The sequence below is a fragment of the Neorhizobium puerariae genome (assembly GCF_042429745.1).
Taxonomy (GTDB): Bacteria; Pseudomonadota; Alphaproteobacteria; order Rhizobiales; family Rhizobiaceae; genus Neorhizobium; species Neorhizobium puerariae.
On record NZ_JBHMAA010000034.1, the window covers coordinates 32,087 to 51,752 of the forward strand.

19 protein-coding genes are annotated in these 19,666 nt (G+C 63.8%); 5 read left to right on the forward strand and 14 right to left on the reverse strand.

Translation table 11 applies throughout. The features are described 5' to 3' along the window. Nucleotides 1-55 precede the first annotated feature (55 nt). Together omp10 and ACFFP0_RS26875 are read right to left on the reverse strand one after the other, a co-directional pair. Nucleotides 56-415 carry an outer membrane lipoprotein Omp10 gene (gene omp10, locus ACFFP0_RS26870; RefSeq protein WP_377265290.1) on the reverse strand — a complete coding sequence of 120 codons (360 nt, stop codon included), beginning with the start codon at nt 413-415 and terminating at the stop codon, nt 56-58. Nucleotides 416-572: 157 nt separating this feature from the next. Further along, nucleotides 573-2,018, reverse strand: a complete 1,446-nt coding sequence (locus ACFFP0_RS26875) for a homospermidine synthase (RefSeq protein ID WP_377265291.1) — start codon at nt 2,016-2,018, stop codon at nt 573-575. Nucleotides 2,019-2,470: 452 nt separating this feature from the next. Here ACFFP0_RS26875 and ACFFP0_RS26880 point away from each other — a divergent pair, with 452 nt between their 5' ends. Then, the gene (locus ACFFP0_RS26880; protein ID WP_377265292.1) at nt 2,471-3,637 is read left to right on the forward strand and encodes a DMP19 family protein; all 1,167 of its coding nucleotides are present in this window, start codon (nt 2,471-2,473) and stop codon (nt 3,635-3,637) included. Between the two features lie 54 nt (nt 3,638-3,691). Here the strand turns inward: ACFFP0_RS26880 and ACFFP0_RS26885 are convergent, their stop codons facing one another. From ACFFP0_RS26885 to ACFFP0_RS26895, 3 genes are read right to left on the reverse strand one after another with little or no spacing between them, the layout of a single operon-like run. Beyond that, nucleotides 3,692-4,375 carry an aminotransferase class IV family protein gene (locus ACFFP0_RS26885; protein ID WP_377265294.1) on the reverse strand — a complete coding sequence of 228 codons (684 nt, stop codon included), beginning with the start codon at nt 4,373-4,375 and terminating at the stop codon, nt 3,692-3,694. After that, on the reverse strand, nt 4,360-5,535 hold the full coding sequence (locus ACFFP0_RS26890; RefSeq protein ID WP_377265295.1) for an aminodeoxychorismate synthase component I: 1,176 nt from the start codon (nt 5,533-5,535) through the stop codon (nt 4,360-4,362). Before ACFFP0_RS26890 ends, ACFFP0_RS26885 begins: the two co-directional genes overlap by 16 nt. After that, nucleotides 5,532-7,388, reverse strand: coding sequence for a M3 family oligoendopeptidase (locus ACFFP0_RS26895; RefSeq protein WP_377265296.1), 1,857 nt, complete (start codon nt 7,386-7,388; stop codon nt 5,532-5,534). The genes ACFFP0_RS26890 and ACFFP0_RS26895 overlap by 4 nt, the downstream gene beginning before the upstream one ends. Nucleotides 7,389-7,555: 167 nt before the next feature. Here ACFFP0_RS26895 and ACFFP0_RS26900 point away from each other — a divergent pair, with 167 nt between their 5' ends. Both ACFFP0_RS26900 and ACFFP0_RS26905 read left to right on the forward strand, forming a co-directional pair. Beyond that, nucleotides 7,556-9,118: a sigma-54-dependent transcriptional regulator gene (locus ACFFP0_RS26900; RefSeq protein ID WP_377265297.1), complete on the forward strand. Its 1,563-nt coding sequence runs from the start codon at nt 7,556-7,558 to the stop codon at nt 9,116-9,118. A gap of 298 nt (nt 9,119-9,416) precedes the next feature. Continuing rightward, on the forward strand, nt 9,417-11,201 hold the full coding sequence (locus ACFFP0_RS26905; protein WP_377265319.1) for a peptidoglycan L,D-endopeptidase MepK: 1,785 nt from the start codon (nt 9,417-9,419) through the stop codon (nt 11,199-11,201). Nucleotides 11,202-11,527: 326 nt separating this feature from the next. Here the strand turns inward: ACFFP0_RS26905 and ACFFP0_RS26910 are convergent, their stop codons facing one another. The 3 genes from ACFFP0_RS26910 to ACFFP0_RS26920 all read right to left on the reverse strand — a co-directional run bounded on the left by ACFFP0_RS26910 (nt 11,528) and on the right by ACFFP0_RS26920 (nt 13,029). After that, nucleotides 11,528-11,782 (reverse strand): DUF2312 domain-containing protein, encoded by a 255-nt coding sequence (locus tag ACFFP0_RS26910; protein WP_377265320.1) that lies wholly within the window; start codon nt 11,780-11,782, stop codon nt 11,528-11,530. A gap of 126 nt (nt 11,783-11,908) precedes the next feature. Further along, entirely contained in the window at nt 11,909-12,217 is a 309-nt protein-coding gene (locus ACFFP0_RS26915) for a DUF1244 domain-containing protein (protein WP_377265298.1), read from the reverse strand. A 20-nt stretch (nt 12,218-12,237) separates the two neighbouring features. Continuing rightward, on the reverse strand, nt 12,238-13,029 hold the full coding sequence (locus tag ACFFP0_RS26920; protein ID WP_377265299.1) for an N-formylglutamate amidohydrolase: 792 nt from the start codon (nt 13,027-13,029) through the stop codon (nt 12,238-12,240). A 195-nt stretch (nt 13,030-13,224) separates the two neighbouring features. Here ACFFP0_RS26920 and ACFFP0_RS26925 point away from each other — a divergent pair, with 195 nt between their 5' ends. Together ACFFP0_RS26925 and pyk are read left to right on the forward strand one after the other, a co-directional pair. Next, on the forward strand, nt 13,225-13,710 hold the full coding sequence (locus tag ACFFP0_RS26925) for a DUF1036 domain-containing protein (RefSeq protein WP_377265321.1): 486 nt from the start codon (nt 13,225-13,227) through the stop codon (nt 13,708-13,710). After that, the gene (pyk, locus tag ACFFP0_RS26930) at nt 13,710-15,149 is read left to right on the forward strand and encodes a pyruvate kinase (RefSeq protein ID WP_377265300.1); all 1,440 of its coding nucleotides are present in this window, start codon (nt 13,710-13,712) and stop codon (nt 15,147-15,149) included. Before ACFFP0_RS26925 ends, pyk begins: the two co-directional genes overlap by 1 nt. A gap of 66 nt (nt 15,150-15,215) precedes the next feature. Here the strand turns inward: pyk and ACFFP0_RS26935 are convergent, their stop codons facing one another. The 6 genes from ACFFP0_RS26935 to purE all read right to left on the reverse strand — a co-directional run bounded on the left by ACFFP0_RS26935 (nt 15,216) and on the right by purE (nt 19,659). Then, nucleotides 15,216-15,950, reverse strand: coding sequence for a hypothetical protein (locus ACFFP0_RS26935; RefSeq protein ID WP_377265301.1), 735 nt, complete (start codon nt 15,948-15,950; stop codon nt 15,216-15,218). A gap of 86 nt (nt 15,951-16,036) precedes the next feature. After that, complete coding sequence (locus tag ACFFP0_RS26940) at nt 16,037-17,077, reverse strand: alpha/beta fold hydrolase (RefSeq protein WP_377265302.1); 1,041 nt, start codon at nt 17,075-17,077, stop codon at nt 16,037-16,039. 19 nt (nt 17,078-17,096) lie between these two features. Then, nucleotides 17,097-17,735, reverse strand: a complete 639-nt coding sequence (locus tag ACFFP0_RS26945) for a tetratricopeptide repeat protein (protein ID WP_377265303.1) — start codon at nt 17,733-17,735, stop codon at nt 17,097-17,099. A gap of 97 nt (nt 17,736-17,832) precedes the next feature. After that, a complete protein-coding gene (gene ykgO / locus ACFFP0_RS26950) occupies nt 17,833-17,958 on the reverse strand; it encodes a type B 50S ribosomal protein L36 (RefSeq protein WP_006726873.1) in 126 nt (41 codons plus the stop codon). Nucleotides 17,959-18,085: 127 nt separating this feature from the next. Continuing rightward, nucleotides 18,086-19,165: a 5-(carboxyamino)imidazole ribonucleotide synthase gene (locus ACFFP0_RS26955; protein ID WP_377265304.1), complete on the reverse strand. Its 1,080-nt coding sequence runs from the start codon at nt 19,163-19,165 to the stop codon at nt 18,086-18,088. Further along, entirely contained in the window at nt 19,162-19,659 is a 498-nt protein-coding gene (gene purE / locus ACFFP0_RS26960; RefSeq protein ID WP_377265305.1) for a 5-(carboxyamino)imidazole ribonucleotide mutase, read from the reverse strand. Before purE ends, ACFFP0_RS26955 begins: the two co-directional genes overlap by 4 nt. Nucleotides 19,660-19,666: the final 7 nt, after the last annotated feature.

Consider the following 19,666-nt stretch of genomic DNA (forward strand, 5'->3'; position numbering starts at 1 on the left):
CAAACGCGAAAAACCCCGCCAAGGCGGGGTTCCGGAAAACGGATATGCGGATCGTTCAGCTACGCCGCGTGAGCGAGAACTGGGCGCCGCTGTCCTGCGTGCAGTTGAGCTGGCTGGGCGTCACGAGCGCGCAATTGACGCGCGACTGGGTCTTTCTCACCAGGGAAGTCATGTTGATCTCGACCAGCGTCGGCGAGAGGCTGACATAGGTGCCCGAGGCGAGAAGCGTGTTGCTGTCGCTGGAGCGGGTGTTGAACGTGCCGCCCTGGAACGAGGAGACGATGCCGTTCGGATCGACCCATTTGCCTTCCACGCCCCGCGGCTGGGCCGGAGGGAGCTGGGGTGGCGGAGGGGAAGATACGCAGGCGGTCAAGCCAGCGGCGGCGATGAGCGCAAGGCTCGCTTTCAGTTTCATCAATCTGTCTCCCGCGAATCGGTCCGTCCCTTGAGGCGCAAACATGCCGCCTGGAACTTATGTAACGCAAGATGTGGCCTTGAAAAGGCAAGAAGTTTCAACCCACAGAAAAACCGCCTGGGGTTTCCCGCAGGCGGTTTTTCGTGGTCTCAAGCGGTCAACGGACCAGGATGTTCCTGAATTGCCAGGGGTCCTTCTCGTCGATGTCTTCCGGGAAAAGGCCGGGGCGGCCGTCGAGCGGGGTCCAGTCGGTATAGTGACCTTCGACCGGGCCGAGATAGGGAAGCTGGACTTCCAGGCAGCGCTTGTAGTCGATCTCGTCGGCCTCGACGATGCCGGCGCCCGGGTTTTCCAGCGCCCAGACCATGCCGGCGAGGACGGCGGACGTCACCTGCAGGCCGGTGGCGTTCTGGTAGGGAGCGATGCGGCGGGTTTCCTCGACGGAGAGGCGCGAACCGTACCAGTAGGCGTTCTTTTCATGGCCGTAGAGCAGCACGCCGAGTTCGTCGATGCCGTCCTCCAGCTCGTCCTCGTCGAGGACGTGATGAACCGGCTGCGGATTGCCGCCGTTGCCGAACATCTCGTGCAGGGAAAGCACGGCGTCGTTGGCCGGATGGTAGGCATAGTGGCAGGTCGGGCGGAACGTGACTTCGCCGTCCTTGTCGCGCACCGTGAAATAATCGGCGATCGAGATCGACTCGTTGTGGGTGACGAGGAAGCCGTATTGCGCGCCGGGCGTCGGGCACCAGGAGCGGACGCGGGTGTTGGCGCCGGGTTGCTCCAGGTAGATCGCCGCCTTGTTGCCCTTCTTGTGCTGCTTGGCGTTCTTCGGCATCCATTCCTCATGGGTGCCCCAGCCGAGTTCGGCCGGCTGCAGGCCCTCGGAGATGAAGCCTTCCACCGACCAGGTGTTCCAGAAGACGTTGAGCGGCTTCGGATGCTTGGTGCGCTGGGTGTCGCGTTCGGCGATATGCACGCCCTTGACGCCGAGTTTCTTCATCAGCTTCGCCCAGCCTTCGCGGTCGTGCTGGTCCGGCTCCTCGAACTTCAGGCCGGTATCCCTGGCGAGGTTGACGAGCGCCTGCTTGACGAACCAGGAGACCATGCCGGGGTTGGCGCCGCAGGTGGAGACGGCCGTCGCGCCGCCCGGGTTCTTCGCCTTTTCCTTGCGCACGGTTTCACGCAGCGCGTAGTTGGTGCGGTCGGCATTCTTCATGTTCTTGTCGAAGTAGAAGCCGAGCCAGGGCTCGACGACCGTGTCGATGTAGAGAACGTCGAGCTTGCGGCACAGCTTCATGATGTCGAGCGAGCCGGTATCGACGGAAAGGTTGACGCAGAACCCCTGGCCGCCGCCGGCGGTCAGCAGCGGCTTCAGCAGGTCCTTGTAGTTGTCTTTGGTGACATATTCCTTGATATGCAGGACGCCGTGCTTCTTGAGGATGCCTGCTTCGTCGTCGCGCGGGTCGATCACGACCATCCGGCTCTTGTCGAACTTGAAGTGGCGTTCGATCAGCGGCAGGGTGCCGCGGCCGATCGAGCCGAAGCCGATCATCACGATCGGCCCGGTGATTTCGCCATACACCGGATAGCTGGTTTCCGACATTCTTTCTTTCTCCTAGGGATGGACGGCCTTGCTGCCGCTGCCACGCGTCTTCGGCGGTGAACGGATGAGATGCTGAAATGCAATTCGCGGCGCTCTAGATCATAAAATCCCGTCACAATAAAGAGCCTGTCGATTTTCGCGACGAAATGGGCCGGTTTATGCGGTAAAGGCGGATTTGCGTGGTGCGGCGACCCGTTTCGGCGATCCGCCACAGGATTCCGGGTGGCTGCCTGTCCTCCATGCCGTCCCGATGTGCCGTTTCAGGATCGGTTCAGGCCAAATTCACGCACTTGCAAAAATCGTCACCGGAGACTTGGAACATGCCGTAACAGCCCTAAAACAGTTCGCAGGTGCAATATGCGGGGGCGGTAAAGCGGATGGCGCTATTCAGCAGGGCCTTTTATGGGGTTGTCGGGGTGGTTGCAGCATTCAGGGCATTGGGTTCCAGAGACATGGCGTCGAGGATATGGACGCGTTTTTTCCCTTTTCAGCAGGAAGGCGTACAAAACCGGGTCGACTGGCGGATATGGGTTCTGTTCTGGGCGGTGGTTCTGATCGGCTGCACCATGGCCGTGGCAGCCGCCGCCGGGCCCAACGATTGCAATCTCGACCGCCTGCGACGCTATCCGATGAAAGAGATGCTCGGCAACCGCGTCATTCCGCTGCAATCGCCGGACATATTCTTTCCCGCGCCGGAGAAGAAACAGGGCTTCGACTTCGAATATATGCTGGATGCAGAGGGAGCCGCGGAATATAGGGCTGCGTTTTCCCGCGGCCTGCAGACTTTTCCGGCGGCCGAACGTCCGATCCTGACGCTGGCCGCGGCGGATCGCTGGACTTCGGCACCGGACGGCCTCCTCACCTTCTTCGTCTTGCGGGACGGGGTTCTCGTCGACGATCTGATCCAGGCGCTCGATGCGGAGGGGCTTGGCGCGCATGCCGCCTTGCTGCGGGAAGGAAAGACGCTTTTCGGCAGGGATTACGGCACGCAGAAGGAGCGCTACGACCGCTGGAGCGACGGAAGCGGCGGCATCAGGGATGCCGGGCTCGACTTCGCGCTCAAGGGTCTGTCGGAACGGTATCGGAAACTGCCCCGGCTTGCCGACGAAGCCGTCAAGCGGATTGCCGCGTCTGCGGAACTTGCGGCGATCTACGAGCCGCTTCGCGCAGGCGCTTCCGATGACGACAGGCTGCGTTTCCTGACAAGCGGGCTGTGGGCCTGCCTCAATCACTACGGCGAGCCGGAAGAGGTCGCGGCCCGCCTTTCCGGCCTGCCGGAACCCTACGCCCGGATCATCGTCGTCATGATCTTCGAAGCGGAGATGCTGAACGGCTCCGTCCACCAGCTCTTCTTCAACTCCTCCGGCGGGCTTGCTCCGGACGTCGTGACGGCGCTCAGGGCCTGGGGCCTGGAGACGCATGCGGATGCCGTCCAGAAAGGTATCGACATGTTCCCGTCACCCTATCCCCGGGAGTTGAACCGGCGGAGGGATTTCATGGCCCGTCAAGGCGACGCCTTCGACGAGGCGCTCTACGAACTGACCGGACCTGTGGACGACGGTGCCATGCACGACGCGATGATCCGCGTCGCCAAGGAGGCGGACATCCTGCCGAAGTGAGGGTGAAGTTTCCAGCGAAAACAGATGATCGGCCAGGGGTCGTGTTTCGCTCACCTATCCGAATACCCCTGCCTTGACGCCGGCTGCGGTGGAAGCCGGTTCCGCCTGCTCCGCGCTGCCGACGAGTTCGGCGGCGACGAGGCCGCGCAGCGAATTGCCGACGAAAAGCTTGCGGTTTCCGATGTCGGCAGGACGGAGGACCTGGCTGCGCGCTTTCCGCTCGCGGATCAGCTCCGCCCGCAACACGCCTGGCAGAAGCCCGCTGGTGAGCGGCGGCGTGAGCAACTGGCCGTCCGCCTCCTCGGCGAAGACGTTGGTGATCGTGCCTTCGCAGATTTCTCCGCGTTCGTTGAGGAGAAGGACCTCGTCGGCCTCTTCCGGGGAGAATTCCGCGCGCGCCGCCTCGTAGGGCTCCCGGCGGGAGGTCTTGTGGCGAAACAGCGGATCGTCCGAGGGCAGGCGGGTATTGGCGACACGGACCCGCCATACGGTCCCGGCCGGGATCGGGGCGAAGGGCGTTGCGACGATTTCGATCTTGCCGCGATAGGTCATGGCGAGGCGGACCCGCATCGGGGCGTCGCCGCCGACCGCCGCTTCGAGCTGTTGCAGCGCATCCTGCGGCGGAGGGCGGAAGCCGAGGGCATCCGCCGACCGGTTGAGACGGCGCAGGTGCTGTTCCACCCGTACGAAGCCTGCGCCGGGTTCCCAGCGCATCGTTTCAATCAGCGAGAAATCCATTGATCGCCTACTGCAAACCTTGCCTTCAAGAGACACTCGTCATATTCGGCCTCCGCCTTCGAATCGAAGACGATGCCGCCACCCACATTGAAAACCGCCTTGCCGTCGTTGAAAAGCGTGATCGTGCGGATCGCCACCGAAAAACGCATCGGCCCGGCCGGATCGCAATAGCCGATCGCGCCGCAATAGACGTCGCGGCAATCCGCTTCCAGCGCCGCAAGGATCTGCATGGCCCACATTTTCGGGGCGCCCGTGATGGAGCCGCAGGGGAAAAGCGCCGCCAGGATTTCCGGCAGGCCGACCTCCGGCAGGAGCTTCGCCCGCACATGGCTCACAAGCTGGTGCAGGGTCGGATAGGTTTCGACCTCGAACAGTCTGGGCACCGACAGGGTGCCGACCTCGCTGACCAGCGAGATGTCGTTGCGCAGGAGATCGACGATCATCCGGTTCTCGGCCTGGGTCTTCTCGTCGGCGAGCATCTCCTCGACGATCGCCGCGTCTTCCTGCGCGGTCGCGCCGCGCGGCGCCGTACCCTTCATCGGATGGGTTTCGATGAAGCGGTCGGCATCGACCGAGAAGAAGAGTTCCGGCGACCGTGACAGGATCACCGGGCCGCCGAAATCGATGAATGCGCCGTAGCGAACGGGCTGGCGCGACACCAGCGACCAGAAGGCCGCCAGCGGATCGCCCTGCCATCGGGCGGTGATCGGCATGGTCAGGTTCGCCTGGTAGCAGTCGCCCCGGCGCAGGTGCTCGTGCAGCCGGCCGAAGCGTTCCCGATAGGTCGGCAGATCCCAGGCGGCGCGCGGCTCTGTGAGGAAGGAGGCGTCGCTCGCCGGGCGGGGCGGCAAGGCGAGCGGATGCTCGTGGCCGGCCGGCGCGTCGAATATGCCCATGGCAACCAGGGGCGTCGGCCGGCCGGGCACGATCAGGGGGCGCAGCTTGTCCTCGAAGATGTGTCCCGCCTCATAGGAAATGTAGCCCGCGATCCAGCGGCCGGCGCGGCGAGCCTCTTCCAGCCGCCGAAGCGCCGGCAGGATTTCGTCGGCCGCATGCGCAAGGACGATCTCCCGTGGCCGGTCGAAAACGAGGCTCCGGCCGGCGGGATCGTCGCGAAAGAGGGCATAAGGCTCCCTCCTCTTTCCATCTGAGTGCTTCAAGCCCGGTCCAGAGCCTCCAGCTCGTCGATCAGGCTTTCGATCATCGACAGGCCCTTCGACCAGAAGGACGGGTCGGTCGCATCGAGGCCGAAGGGTTTCAGAAGCTCCGAATGATGCTTGGTGCCGCCGGCCTTCAGCAGTTCGAAATACTTCTGCTGGAAGCCCGGCGCGGCCTGTCCGTAGACCGCATAGAGGGAGTTCACCAGGCAATCGCCGAAGGCATAGGCATAGACATAGAAGGGCGAATGGATGAAATGGGGGATGTAGGTCCACCACGTCTCGTAGCCTTCCGAGATCCTGATGGCGGGACCGAGGCTTTCGCCCTGCACGGACAGCCACAGCTCGCCGATCTGCCCGGCGGTCAGCTCCCCCTCCTTGCGGGCGGTGTGGACCTTGCGCTCGAACTGGTAGAAGGCGATCTGCCGCACCACCGTGTTGATCATGTCCTCGACCTTCTGCGCGAGCATGGCCTTGCGCTCGCGCTTGTCCTTCGTCTTTTCGAGGAGCGCGCGGAAGGTCAGCATTTCGCCGAAGACGGAAGCGGTCTCGGCAAGCGTGAGCGGCGTCTGGCACATCAGCGCGCCCTGGCCGCCGGCGAGCACCTGGTGCACGCCGTGGCCGAGTTCGTGGGCGAGCGTCATCACGTCGCGCGGCTTGCCCATGTAGTTGACGAGAACATAGGGATGGGCGGAGGGGACCACCGGATGGGCGAAGGCGCCCGGCGCCTTGCCGGGGCGAACCGGGGCGTCGATCCATTCCTCGTCGAAGAAGCGACCGGCGATCTCGGCCATTTCCGGCGCGAAATTGCCATAGGCGGAGAGGACGGTTTCCCTGGCGTCGGACCAGGGGATGAGCGCCGTCGGGGTTTCCGGTAGCGGCGCGTTGCGGTCCCAGAAGTTCAGCTGTTCCATGCCCAGCCACTTCGCCTTCATTGCATAATAGCGGTGCGACAGGCGCGGATAGGCATCTTTCACCGCGGCGGCCAGCGCGTCGACGACGTCACGCTCGACGCGGTTTGCGAGATGGCGGCTGTCGGCGATGTCCTCGAAACCGCGCCAGCGGTCGGAAATCTCCTTGTCCTTGGCAAGGGTATTGGTGATGAGCGTGAAGACGCGCAGATTTTCGCCGAATGTCTTCGAGAGGGCCGCGGCCGCCTTGGCGCGGACCTCCGGTTGGGGTTCCTGCAGCATGTTGAGGGTGATTTCGAGCGGCTGCTTCTTTCCGTCCACCTCGAAGCGCAGTTCCGCCATGGTCTCGTCGAAGAGGCGGTTGAAGGCTGCCGCGCTGGTCATCGACTTTTCGAGGAAGAGCTGTTCGAGCTTGTCTTCAAGCTGGAAAGGCTTGTCCTTCCTGAGATCGACGATCCAGGGGCGGTAGTGGCCGGCGGCCGGATCGCGGTCCATGCAGGCATCCATGTCCCTGTCGTCCACGCGGTTCAGTTCCAGCGCGAAGAAAAGGAGATGTGAGGAAAGGTCGGTCAGCTTCGCCTGCACGTCGCCGTAGAACTTGCCGTTGGCGGGGTTCGAGGTGTCGGAGAAATAGGTGAGGCCGGCAAAGGAGCCCAGCTTGCCGAGCAGGTCGTCCAGCGCCTCGTATTCCTTCAGGGCCTCGCCGATGCCGCCCGCGCCGGTCTTGGCGGCGGCCTCCGCCAGCTTGCCCTTCCACTTCGCCTCGAAGGCGAGCGACAGCTTTTCGGCCTTTTCCACGTCGGCCGTGAAGGCTGTCGAATCCCTGGCCGGATAGAGGTCGGACAGTTTCCAGGCCGGCAGAAGGCCTAGTGCCGGATCGGATACGGCCGCGCCCGAGGCGGTCGCGGCTGGGATTTCACGGTGCGCGGTTGCGGGAGTTTTCATCGCCTTGTCCTCTGACGTTTTTCGATCCGGTCGGTAAGTGTTTGTTTTCCCCGCCGTCGATTAAAATGCAAGCTTTTCTCAAAAGGGGATGTTCAAGCCTTTCTGGCACAACCGGCAGCGTAAAAACCCGAAAGTGAAGCACGATGACCGTTGCTGGGAGCCCGAGCATGACTGCGCAAATCCTTGTTGTGGATGATGATCCGATTCAGCGTCGCCTGTTGAAGAATGCCGTGGAGCGTTATGGACACGCCGCGCATCTTGCCGAAAACGGGCTTGTCGCACTCGAGTTCCTGAAACGCACCGCAGTCGACATCAATGTCATAGTGCTCGACCTGATGATGCCGGAAATGGACGGCCTGACCTTCCTCGGCGCCATCCGCGAGTTTGGCATCGAAATCCCGGTGATCGTCCAGACGGGGCAGGGCAGCATTGATTCCGTCGTGCAGGCCATGCGGGCCGGCGCGTTCGATTTCGTCGTCAAGCCGGTTTCGCCGGAGCGTATCGCCGCTTCGATCGCCAATGCCCTGAAGCTCGACCAGAAGGAAACGAGGGCGCGCGCCGGCCGCCGCCACCGCACCGGAGGCGTCGGTTTCGGCGACATCGTCTCGGCGAGCCCGGACATGCTGCGCGTCATAGACCTCGCCCAGCGCGCCGCGCATTCGAATATTCCGGTCGTCCTCGAGGGCGAATCCGGCGTCGGCAAGGAAATGATCGCCCGCGCCATCCAGTCGAACGGCGACCGCGCCGGCAAGCCGTTCATCACCGTCAATTGCGGCGCCATCCCGCACAATCTGGTGGAAAGCATCCTTTTCGGCCACGAAAAGGGCGCGTTCACCGGCGCATCCGAAAAGCACACCGGCAAATTCGTGGAAGCCGACGGCGGCACGCTTTTCCTCGACGAGATCGGCGACCTGCCGCTCGAAGTGCAGGTGAAACTGCTGCGCGCCGTGCAGCAGGGCGAGATCGAGACCGTCGGCGCCGCCAAGGTCCAGAAGGTCAATGTGCGCCTTATCTCGGCCACCAACAAGGATCTGATCGAGGAAGTGCGCGCCGGCCGCTTCCGCGAAGATCTCTACTACCGTCTCAATGTCTTCCCGATCACCATTCCGGCGTTGCGTCGCCGCAAGGAGGACATTCCGCATCTCGCACGGGTCTTCGCCGAGCGGTTCTCGGTGGAGCAGAAGCTGCCGAGGCAGTTGAACGTCAGCGCCGGCGCACTTGCGCTTCTCACCGCCTATGACTGGCCGGGCAACATCCGCCAGCTCGAAAACGCGGTCTTCCGCGCGGTGGTGCTTGCCGGCGGCGACGAACTGACGGAAGCGGATTTCCCGCAGATCGCCGCGCAGGTCCCGGAATTCCGGTCGGCAGAACTTGCCGCGACCGCGGTTGCGCCTTCGCCTGCCGCCATCGCGGAACATGCCGTGCGGGAAGCGCTTGCCGAATCGCCCGTCTTTGCCAACAGCGAGCAGACGCGTGCAAAGCCCGATCCGAAGGCGATGCTTGCCGCCGCCTATCCCTCGGCCGAAAACATCATCATCAGCACCGACGAGGCGGGCGAGGTGAGGAAGCTGGCCGACGTGGAGGAGGAACTCATCCGTTTCGCGCTGAAATTCTATCGCGGCCAGATGAGCCAAGTCGCCCGAAAACTCGGCATCGGACGCTCGACTCTCTATCGGAAACTGAAGGATTACGGCATCGATCCCGACGATCCGCTGAAAGAGGCGGCATAAGCCTATTGTATTAGCAACCGTTAACCTCCGCGCAAGGATGTCCTGTCACCTTGTGTCAATCTCCTGTTAGCCAATTGTTGACTATACGGAGGAAGCTTGTACATGTGTGGCACATTTGCCATCGTGTGACCGCAATTGACAGTCATTTGAGGCGACGTGGGACGTTGTCGACAGGACGGGGATCGTTTTGCCGGATCAGTATGCAAAAGAAGCGCCTTCGGGTGAGAGGGTGCGCGGCGGCAAAGCCGCGCTTCTCAAATCTCTCGCCAAACGCGCTGCGGCGGTTGCCCTGCTGTTGATGGCGGCGCTGCCGGCTCTTTCCGTTTCCGCCAGAGAGGCGGCGGCGGAAGACAGAAGCCTGAAGCTTTACTTCATCCATACCGGCGAGAAGGCGGTCATCACCTTCAAGCGGAACGGCAGATACGACCAGAAAGGCCTCCAGCAGATCAACCAGTTCCTGCGCGACTGGCGCAGGGACCAGCCGACCCGGATGGACCCGCGGCTTTTCGACCTCGTGTGGGAGGTCTATCGCCGCTCGGGCGCCACGGACTACATCCACGTGGTCTCGGCGTTCCGCTCGCCCGAGACGAACGGCATGCTGCGTTCGCGCTCCCGCAACACGGGCGTCGCCAAGAACAGCCAGCACATGCTCGGCAAGGCCATGGACTTCTACATTCCCGGCGTGAAGCTCTCGACGCTGAGGGCGCTCGCCATGCAGATGCAGGTCGGCGGCGTCGGCTTTTATCCCAAGTCCGGTTCGCCCTTCGTGCATCTCGATGTCGGCGGCGTGAGGGCATGGCCGCGCATGACGCGACAGGAACTCGTGCAGATCTTCCCGAAGGGCAACACGATCCATCTTCCGGCCGACGGCAAGCCGCTGCCGGGTTATGAGCAGGCGCTTGCCGACTACAAGAAGCGCGTCAGCTCCGACTCCATCCAGATCGCCAGCACGGCGGGTGGTGGTTTCCGCAGCGACGGTTCCGAACGGAAGCGCCAGCCGAACCTTCTCGCCTTCCTGTTCGGCGGCGGCGGAGCCGACGAGGAAGAGGACAATGCGGAGGTCGAGGCCCCGGCTGCTGCCCAGCGCCCTGCGCCGGCCGCCAAGCCCCCGGCAGAACAGACCACGCCGGGTGTGATGGTCGCTTCCGCGCCGGTGCCGCAGCCGCAGGAGCAGCAGCAGGACATCGCCGCTCCGGTGCCGCTTTCGCGCCCGGCCTTCCGGTCTGACGCGCCGACCGGCGGGCTTGCGACGGCTCTCTATTCGCCGGCGCGCAATGCCGCCCAGGAGGCGCTTGCCATGCAGGCATCCGCTCCGGCCGCGGCACAGCCGCCGGCGGGCGAAACCTTTGCCGACCTTTCCGCCTACACCATTCCCGTTCCGACCCTGCTTGGGCCACGCGGCCTGAAGGGCGATGCGGAGAACGGCCTGATGACCGCCTCCGCCGGACCGCTGCCGGCGCTCGAGAACATGGCGTCGATCCCGCTGCCGGCCCATCGCCCGGTCGTTGCGACGGCTTCCGCCGTGCCTGCCACCTCGCCCAATGCAGGCGTGGCCAATGCGGGTGCGAAGGCGGACGAACAGCAGGAACTGACGCCTGAACTCGTCGCAGCGCTCGCCCGCAGCGTGGAATACCAGCGACCGACGCTGCCTTCCGCGCCGGTTCCCGCGCAACCGGCGGCTTCCGGCGTGCCTTCGCCGGCGCAGAGACCGGTCGCGACCGCCGCGGTTTCGCCGAAGGTCATCCAGTCTTCCGACGGCAAGGGCAGGCAGTTCGGTGATGGCTTCGATGCGCCGAAGGCGCCTGTCGCAGCCTCGGCCGGCGCACTGCCGGTCCCCAGCAAGGGCGGCCGCTCCGGGCGTCCGGGTTCCCAGTCGGCCGACAACGGCCTGACGGGCGACATGCTGGCGAAATGGGCGCTCAACAACAATCGGGCCGAATCCACGGCTTCCATGAAGGCGCCGCGCGTCGTCAGCCGCACGCTCAACAGCGAATATTCAGCCAGCTATTCCGGCGGCGGCTTCAAGCCGGTCGCCGCGACCGTGGCGATCGATCCGAACCGTTTCAGCGGGCCGGGCAACTGATCGTCGCGCTCCCGTGAAACGGTTAAAGAGCCGCGTCGATCGAGCGGCTCCATCTTTCCCCTTCATGAGACCTGAACGAGATTCGAATTTATCTTCGACCGGATAGTTTTTTGAAAAGGGCCGGGTCCTGATATGGCGGCGGCCGGAAGGATTTGAGGATTTCCTCATAATCCTGATGCTTTTGGCGGAAGTCGAGCGGGTGGTCGAGAAAAAGAGAACGCATCTATCGCAGGAAATGTCCGGCTTGATAGACGGTCTCGTCACGCTTCTTTCTGAAAAGAAAGCCGAGGATTGAAGACGCCCCCTTGAGGAGCGTCGTAACCTCCTCATTCCATGCCAAGTGCGGCCATATATGTCTGGAGGATGGACTCTTCCTCCAGTCTCTCGTTTGCGTCTTTTTTCCGTAGCCGAATGATCGTCTTCATGGCCTTGGTATCGTAGCCTCGGCCTTTGGCTTCCCCATATACGTCCTTGATATCGTCGCTGATCGAAGCCTTTTCCTCTTCAAGGCGCTCGATTCGCTCGATGAACTGCCGGAGTTCAGCCGCTGCAACGTTTTCCACAGTGGTTTCTTCTGCCATTCCTAGGTCCTGTTTTTGAGACCCATGAGCATCGGACATCTGGGCCTCCTGATCGTAGAAAATTTGAATGAGTGGTCGTCAACTGCCGAAAAGCCGACGGAAGGTCAAGACAAATCGGTCCCTCGATCAACCATGCGCGGGCTTGTTCATCTCGAATGCGGCTTTTTGAGCATCTGTGGCTTCCGCCTGATGGAGATTTTTCCACTCCTCATAGGGCATGCCGTAGACGATTTCGCGGGATGCGTCCTTCGAGAGATCGACGCCTGCGGCTTCGGCAGCCTCCCGATACCAGTTGGACAGGCAGTTGCGGCAGAAGCCGGCGAGATTCATCAGGTCGATGTTCTGGACATCGGTGCGTTCGCGCAGATGCCGGACGAGGCGGCGGAAGGCGGCGGCCTCGAATTCGGTCTGCTGTTCCTTCGTGAGTTCGGTCATGAAAGCCTCCTGCTTTCGCCTCACGCCGGATAGGGGCCGGTGCGCGACGGAAAGATCCTGTATTCATGCAATGTGGGGTCGGCATTGAGCGTCGTGAAGACCGGCGCCAGCCTTTCCGCCCAGGCGGCCATGCCAGCCTCGTCGCCGATCAGGTCCTGCCGGACTTCGAGGAGCGCATGCGGCGTGCCGGTCGTCATGCAGTGGCGGTACATGGTGTCGCCTTTCAGGGCGCCGTCATAAGGCTCATTGTCGCCGACGGTGATGTCGCCCGGCTGCCGCAGAAGTTCGAGGAACGGCAGGACGGCGCGGTGATCGCTATCCCAGAGCACCGCCGCGTGCCAGGGACGCGGCACGCCCTTCCAGAATGGCGTGAAGGAATGCAGCGACAGGACCAGCGGCGCGCGGCCGGCGGCGCCCGCCCTGGCGATCGTCCGTTCGACCGCCCGATGGTAGGGGCGATGATAGGCATTCAGGCGGAAATCCCATTCCTCCCGGGAGATCGGGTGATTGCCTGGAATGATCGCGCCGTCGGAAATCTTCATGACCAGCGTCGGGTCGTCCTCGCCGCGGTTCGGATCGATCAGCAGGCGCGAGAAGCAACCGAGCACGGCCGGCACGCCCAGCATGGCCGCAAGCCTGCGGGTCAGCCTTTCGATCCCGATATCGAAGGCGATATGGCGATGGAATGCGCTCTCGGGCAGGCCGAGGCCGCCATAGGCGCCGGGCAGGCGGTTCATGGCATGATCGGCCAGCAGAACCATGCCCTTGTCATAATCGCCTTCTATGATCTCGAAAGGTATGAAGTCCTGCATTTCTGTCGGAAAGTCGGGTGGTTTCGGAGAGGGGCGCGCAGATGCGTGTGATGACATGGGCAGACGCGTGGCGCAAGCCGGGTCCCGCCGGCGACCGGAGGGATTGGCGGCAGTAAGAGAACTAATCGATTAGACTTTCGTTGACTTTCAGACTATGCCGCGCGAAGAAAGTGCTTCACGAACAATCATGGAGTCCTGACGGGAACCGTGTCGAAAAAATCCCTCAAAGCCTATCTTCGTTCTCTCGTTTCCGCCCCGGCGCTCGCCGCCATGATCGCGACCGGCATACCGCTTTTCACGGCGGGTGCGGCGCATGCGGATTTTCGTGTTTGCAATGGTACGCAGAACCTTGTCGGCGTGGCGATCGGCTACCGTGCCGCCGAGGGCTGGACCACCGAAGGCTGGTGGCAGGTGCCTGCCTCCACCTGCGCCACGCTGATCGAGGGCGAGCTGCAGTCGCGCTACTATTATCTTTATGCCGAGGATGCGGCCCGCGGCGGCCGCTGGGCCGGTAATCTCAACATGTGCGTCGCGGAAAACGAGTTCAAGATCGTCGGCGTCAACGATTGTTTCGCCCGTGGTTTCCAGCGCATGGGCTTCAAGGAATATGACACGGGCCGTCAGGGAAGCTGGATGGTCCAGCTTTCGGATACGCCTGGCACACAAGAAGGCCAGAATTGATGAGGCGCTACCGCAAAGTTAAAATCCTCGCCACCCTCGGACCGGCGTCCTCCGAAGAGGGGATGATCGAGAAGCTCCACGAGGCGGGGGCCGATCTCTTCCGCATCAACATGAGCCATGCGAGCCATGATCTGATGCGCACGCTGATTTCGCGCATCCGCGCCGTCGAGGCGCGCTCCGGCAGGCCGATCGGCATCCTCTGCGACCTGCAGGGGCCGAAGTTGCGCGTCGGCAAGTTCGCCGCCGGCAAGGTCACGCTCACTCCCGGCCAGACCTTCACGCTCGACAATCGCGACGAACCGGGCGACGAAACGCGCGTTTTCCTGCCGCATCCGGAAATCCTCGAGGCCGTGAAGCCCGGGCACCGCCTGCTGATCGACGACGGCAAGCTGGCGCTGAAGGCCGAGAAGGCGGACGGCAAGAGCATCGTCTGCACGGTGATCGCCGGCACCAGCATTTCCGACCGCAAGGGCGTGAGCCTGCCCGATACCCTGCTCGGCGTCGGCGCGCTGACCGACAAGGACCGGATCGATCTCGACGCGGCGCTCGCGACCGGCGAGGTGGACTGGGTCGCGCTGTCCTTCGTGCAGCGCCCGGACGACCTTGCCGAGGTGCGCAAGATCGCCCGCGGCCGCGTCGGAGTCATGTCGAAGATCGAGAAGCCGCAGGCCCTGGAGCGGATCGACGAGATCATCGAGCTTTCCGATGCGCTGATGGTCGCCCGCGGCGATCTTGGCGTCGAAATGCCGATCGAGACCGTGCCCGGCATCCAGAAGCAACTCACCCGCGCCTGTCGGCGTGCCGGCAAGCCGGTCGTCGTGGCGACCCAGATGCTGGAATCGATGATTTCCTCGCCGGTGCCGACGCGCGCCGAGGTTTCTGACGTTTCGATCGCCGTCTTCGAAGGCGCGGACGCCATCATGCTCTCGGCGGAATCGGCCTCCGGCCAGTATCCGGTCGAGGCGGTCTCGATGATGGCCTCGATCGCCAGGGAGGTCGAGAAGGACCCGCTTTTCCCGAGCATCATCTATGCGCAGCGCGCCACCCCGGAGGCGACCGGGGCCGATGCGATTTCGCTTGCCGCGCGCCAGATCGCCGAGACGCTGCGACTTTCGGCCATCGTCACCTATACCTCGTCGGGCACGACGGGGCTGCGCGCTTCCCGCGAGCGTCCGGAAGTGCCGATCATCGCCCTGTCGCCGATCGTCCACACGGCGCGCCGCCTGTCGATCTGCTGGGGCATGCATTGCGTGGTCACGCAGGATGCGACCGATCTCGACGACATGGTCAACCGCGCCTGCCGGATCGTGGTGTCCGAAGGTTTCGGAAAGCCCGGCGACCGTATCATCATCTCGGCCGGCGTGCCGCTCGGCACGCCTGGCGCGACCAACATGCTGCGCATCGCCTATATCGGCTCGGACGGCCAGACGGGCATCTGAGCCGGAAACCGGACAAACAAAAACCGCCGGAGCGATCCGGCGGTTTTTCGTTGGGGCATAGCGCGGTCAGATGGTGATGCTGACGGCCGGCATGCTCGAAACGGTGCCGGACAGGGCATTCACCGCGGTATCGAGGCTCCGGGTATCCGGCACGGTAGCGAGGCCGTCCTTCTCCTCGCGCAGCCTGCGTGCGGCCTGTTCCAGCAAGGCCTTGATCTGGCGTGCGACGGCGCTGAATTCCGTGGCCGTCCTGATGTCGCCGGAGGAAAGCTTCGGCTGGCTGGACGACGTGTCGCCATCCATCACGTCCCGATAGGCCTGTTCGGCCTGCGAATAGGACCTGTTCCCGTCGGCGGTGCCTTCCGCGGCAGCCTGTGTCCCACCGTCGGATGCATCGGCGTCGCCGGTTCCGGAAGATTGCGCCGCACCTGCCGTGAGATTCGTTGCAGCGGTACTGCCTCCCGTCACGGCATCGGAGAATTCACGGGCCGCCGCCGCCACCACGACGCCGAGCATTGCCGCCTGCCGGGCGATGACCTCGGGATCGAACCCCCAGCGCTGCAGGAACTGAAGCTGCTGCTTGGCCTCATCCAGTTTCTTCTTGGCGCGGGCCTTCGCCTCTTCGTCCGCCGCATCGGTGGCCTCGTTGAGGCTCGTCAGCCCGTGGACGAGGCGATCGTATTGCTCCTCGGCGGGGCCTTTCTGCTCGGCCGAGGCCGTATCCGTGTTCTCCGAGGTGGAGGAGGTGTCAGTCTTTGCGAAGCGTGTCCATTGATCCCGTCCGATGCCGCCGATTTCCATGAGTCTCTCTCCGATTCCGTTTGAACCGGAGGGTGAGGCGGCGTGCTTGCTTCAGGCTGGAAACGATGCTGGCCGATGGGGGCAGGTCAGGTCTTTTCGATCGAAAGATCCATTTCGGGGGAGGCCTCTTCCGCTCGTGACGCGATGCGTGCTTCCGCCATGCGCGCGGCGGCGCGCAGGTCGCGCGGCAAGCCGGCGAGCTTTTCGATCGCCGCCACCGCCACGTCCGTCACGACATAATCCGGCTTGTGGCCGAGATTGCGAATCCAGACGAGTTCGGCCCCTGCGATGTCGCGAGACAACCCGAGGGAATGGAGTTCTTCCGCAACGATCGCGTCGCTGTCGCCGGTGATGATGACCGTGGGCACCGCGATCTCGGGATAGCGTCGAGCCGTGTCCTGCACGTAGTCATTGAGATTGACGCAGTCGATCGCATTGTGGCGGAAGTTTTCCGACCGCAGCACGAGGGCAGGAGCGCCGTCCTGCACGTATCTTTCCGGCTTCGGATTCGGATGGAAGACTGTGCTGGTCGCCTTGTCGATGAGAATCAACCCGGCCGGCAGGGTGAAGAGCCGGGTGAACAGGCGGCCGATCCAGGGCCTGGCGGCAATGGCGTAATACCAGTCGACGCCGCCATCCCAGGGATGGGTGGCGGGCGCGAGGAAAAGCAGGCCGGCCGTTTTCTCCGGATGCCCGAGCGCGAAGCTGGCGGCGATCGCGCCGCCGAAGGAATGGCCGGCGATGATCGCCTTTTCGATGCCGCGCCTTTCCATCAGCCGGGCGATGGCGGCCGCCTGACCGTCCGGAAAATCGTTTTCGGCGCCGCCGCGCTCGGAATAACCATGTCCCGGCCGATCCACGAAGAGCAGTTCGGCGCGATGTTCCAGAGCCCGGCGGAAGGCCGTTTCCTGATCGCGCAGATTGCCGCTGGCGCCGTGGATGAAGACGACCGGCGGCAGGTCGGCATTGTGAGGCTGCGGCAGATGCAGGGAATTCATGCGGAAACCGCCGACGTCGATCAGGTCGCCGCTGTTCGGGAACGCGGTCTCGATCGCCCTGGCCTTCCAGGCGGTGAAAACAAAGGCTGCTGCGAGGGCGCCGATGACGGCGAGGGGCAGAATCACCATGAGGCGGCCAGATCCGGCGTCAGGTCCGGTTGCCGGCGATCTTTTCGGACAGTTTCGTCACCGCTTCCTGCGCCTCGCGGTCGGCGGGGTAAACGGCCAGATAATCTTCCCACGCCTTCAGCGCGAGATCGTCCTTGCCGGCTTCCATCAGGATGCCGGCCATGCCGGCCAGCGCACCGAAATGGCGCGGCTCGCGTTTCAGCACCTCGGCGATATCGGCCATGGACTTGCGGGCGTTGCCCATCGTGTAGTGCAATGTCGCCCTGCGGTTCCAACCCTCGGGATAGGCCGGGTCGAGCAGGGTCACCTGATCGAGGAAGTCGAGCGCCGCTGCATTGCGTTTCTCCTTGATGGCCGTTGCCGACCACTGCATCAGCAGGTTGACCGTGGGACTGCCCGAATCGTTCATGCCGGTCATGATCTGGCTGGCGATGCCGCGCGCCTTGTCGGGGTCGCGCTCGCGTTTCAGCGCGTCGAACAGCGGATCGAGCGGATTGGCTGCCCTGGGAGCGGATGCGGGGATGACAGGTGCCGCAAGCGGCGGTGCTGCCTGCTGAGGTGCCGCAGCGGGCGGGGCCGGTGCCGCCGTCTGGGCGAGGGCGGAGGAGGCGGACAGGGCCGCAGCCAGAATCAGTGAGCTGGAACGAAAATAGCGCATGCGGATAAGGTAATCCGCATGCGCCCAAGGTCAAACCCGATTTATCGCGCTATCGACAATTTGATCGGCCGGCGGGTTGCCGAGGCCGAAAGCCGTATCAGCCCTGACGAGCCTTGAAGCGCGGGTTCTGCTTGTTGATGATGTAAATACGGCCCTTGCGGCGAACCAGACGGTTATCGCGATGACGAGCCTTCAGCGCCTTGAGCGAGTTCTTGATCTTCATTGTACTGATCCAGCAGTCTGTGGGCCTTTGAAGCCGCTTGTCCTTATCAATCAAAAGCGCGCCGCCTTTTTCTTGGAGGGGCGCGCTCTCAAGTTGGCCGTGCAGATAACCCGAGGCTCGCCGCATGTCAACCTTGTGACGGCGATTTCGGGCCTTTCAATTCCGTTACATGACCCATTTTCCGGCCGGGGCGGGATTCGGTCTTGCCGTAGAGGTGCACGAGCACGTCCTTCTTCGCCAGCCAGGACGGCACTTCCAGGATATCGTCGCCGATGAGGTTGGTCATCACGCAGTCGGAGTGCCGGTGCGGATCGCCGAGCGAGAGGCCCGCGACGGCGCGGATATGCTGCTCGAACTGGGAGACGACGCAGGCAGCCTCCGTCCAGTGGCCGGAATTGTGAACGCGCGGCGCGATCTCGTTGGCGATCAGGGTCCCATCGGCCATGACGAAGAATTCCATGCCGATGACGCCGACATAATCGAGGGCCGCCAGCAGTTTTTCGGCCGATTCGCGGGCGCTTTCGGCGGTCGCCTCCGAAATGCGGGCGGGCAGGGCGGAGGTGTGCAGGATACCGTTCCTGTGGACGTTCTCCGCCGGGTCGAAGCAGACGACCCTGCCGTCCGCGGCGCGGGCGGCGATGATCGAGATTTCGCGCTCGAACGGCACGAAGCTTTCGAGAACCAGCGGCACCGAGCCGAGCGCCTCATAGGCGCCGGCGGGGCTTTCCCCGGGGGTGCGGAAGACCCGCTGGCCCTTGCCGTCGTAACCGAGACGGCATGTCTTCAGCACGCCCCTGCCGCCGAAATCGGCGAGCGCCTTTTCGAGGTCGGCCTGGCTGTCGACGGCGTGGAATTTCGCGGTCTCGATGCCGCAGGCGTTGAGGAAGCGCTTTTCCGCCAGACGGTCCTGGGAAACTTCGAGCGCCTTTGCCGGGGGATGGACGGATACGGAGCGTTGCAGCGCCTCGGCCGCGCCGACCGGGACGTTCTCGAATTCGTAGGTGACCACGTCGCATCGGCTTGCGAGTTGTGCGAGCGCCGCCGGATCGTCATAGGCCGCGACGATCTGGTCGTTGGCCACCTGGCTTGCCGGACAGTCCGGCTGCGGTTCAAGGACGACCGTGCGGAAATTCAGCCGGGCGGCGGCCATGGCAAGCATGCGGCCGAGCTGCCCGCCGCCGATGATGCCGATGGTGCGGACGGTCATGGGGCCTCGTCTATCGGATAGTCGGCGACGGCGGCCGTCTGGCGGGCACGCCATTCGTCGAGCCGCTCGGCGATCCCGTCGTCGTTCAGTGCCAGCACGGCGGCGGCAAGCAGCGCGGCATTGATCGCTCCCGCCTTGCCGATCGCCAGCGTCCCGACCGGGATGCCCGCCGGCATCTGCACGATCGACAGCAGGCTGTCCTGGCCGGACAGGGCCTTGGACTGCACCGGCACGCCGAACACCGGCAGCGGCGTCATCGCCGCGGTCATGCCCGGAAGGTGCGCCGCGCCGCCGGCGCCGGCGATGATGACCTGAAAGCCCTCGGCGCGGGCTCCCCTGGCAAATTCCATCATCCGTTCCGGTGTGCGGTGCGCCGAGATGATGCGGGCTTCGTAACCGATGTCGAGCGCTTCCAGCGTATCGGCGGCGTTCTTCATGGTCTCCCAGTCGGACTGACTGCCCATGATGATCGCGACGGACGGTCTTTCGGACATATCTGAA

Bases quoted from the DNA above. Each gene is read 5' to 3' on its own strand.
- ACFFP0_RS26915 (WP_377265298.1), bottom strand. From the start codon at position 12,217: ATGACCGAACTCACGAAGGAACAGCAGACCGAATTCGAGGCCGCCGCC.
- ACFFP0_RS26905 (WP_377265319.1), top strand. From the start codon at position 9,417: ATGGCGGCGCTGCCGGCTCTTTCCGTTTCCGCCAGAGAGGCGGCGGCG.
- omp10 (WP_377265290.1), bottom strand. From the start codon at position 415: ATGAAACTGAAAGCGAGCCTTGCGCTCATCGCCGCCGCTGGCTTGACC.
- ACFFP0_RS26935 (WP_377265301.1), bottom strand. From the start codon at position 15,950: ATGGAAATCGGCGGCATCGGACGGGATCAATGGACACGCTTCGCAAAG.
- ACFFP0_RS26940 (WP_377265302.1), bottom strand. From the start codon at position 17,077: ATGGTGATTCTGCCCCTCGCCGTCATCGGCGCCCTCGCAGCAGCCTTT.
- ACFFP0_RS26910 (WP_377265320.1), bottom strand. From the start codon at position 11,782: ATGGCAGAAGAAACCACTGTGGAAAACGTTGCAGCGGCTGAACTCCGG.
- pyk (WP_377265300.1), top strand. From the start codon at position 13,710: ATGAGGCGCTACCGCAAAGTTAAAATCCTCGCCACCCTCGGACCGGCG.
- ACFFP0_RS26875 (WP_377265291.1), bottom strand. From the start codon at position 2,018: ATGTCGGAAACCAGCTATCCGGTGTATGGCGAAATCACCGGGCCGATC.
- ykgO (WP_006726873.1), bottom strand. From the start codon at position 17,958: ATGAAGATCAAGAACTCGCTCAAGGCGCTGAAGGCTCGTCATCGCGAT.
- ACFFP0_RS26900 (WP_377265297.1), top strand. From the start codon at position 7,556: ATGACTGCGCAAATCCTTGTTGTGGATGATGATCCGATTCAGCGTCGC.
- ACFFP0_RS26895 (WP_377265296.1), bottom strand. From the start codon at position 7,388: ATGAAAACTCCCGCAACCGCGCACCGTGAAATCCCAGCCGCGACCGCC.
- ACFFP0_RS26955 (WP_377265304.1), bottom strand. From the start codon at position 19,165: ATGACCGTCCGCACCATCGGCATCATCGGCGGCGGGCAGCTCGGCCGC.
- ACFFP0_RS26945 (WP_377265303.1), bottom strand. From the start codon at position 17,735: ATGCGCTATTTTCGTTCCAGCTCACTGATTCTGGCTGCGGCCCTGTCC.
- ACFFP0_RS26920 (WP_377265299.1), bottom strand. From the start codon at position 13,029: ATGCAGGACTTCATACCTTTCGAGATCATAGAAGGCGATTATGACAAG.
- ACFFP0_RS26880 (WP_377265292.1), top strand. From the start codon at position 2,471: ATGGCGTCGAGGATATGGACGCGTTTTTTCCCTTTTCAGCAGGAAGGC.
- ACFFP0_RS26885 (WP_377265294.1), bottom strand. From the start codon at position 4,375: ATGGATTTCTCGCTGATTGAAACGATGCGCTGGGAACCCGGCGCAGGC.
- purE (WP_377265305.1), bottom strand. From the start codon at position 19,659: ATGTCCGAAAGACCGTCCGTCGCGATCATCATGGGCAGTCAGTCCGAC.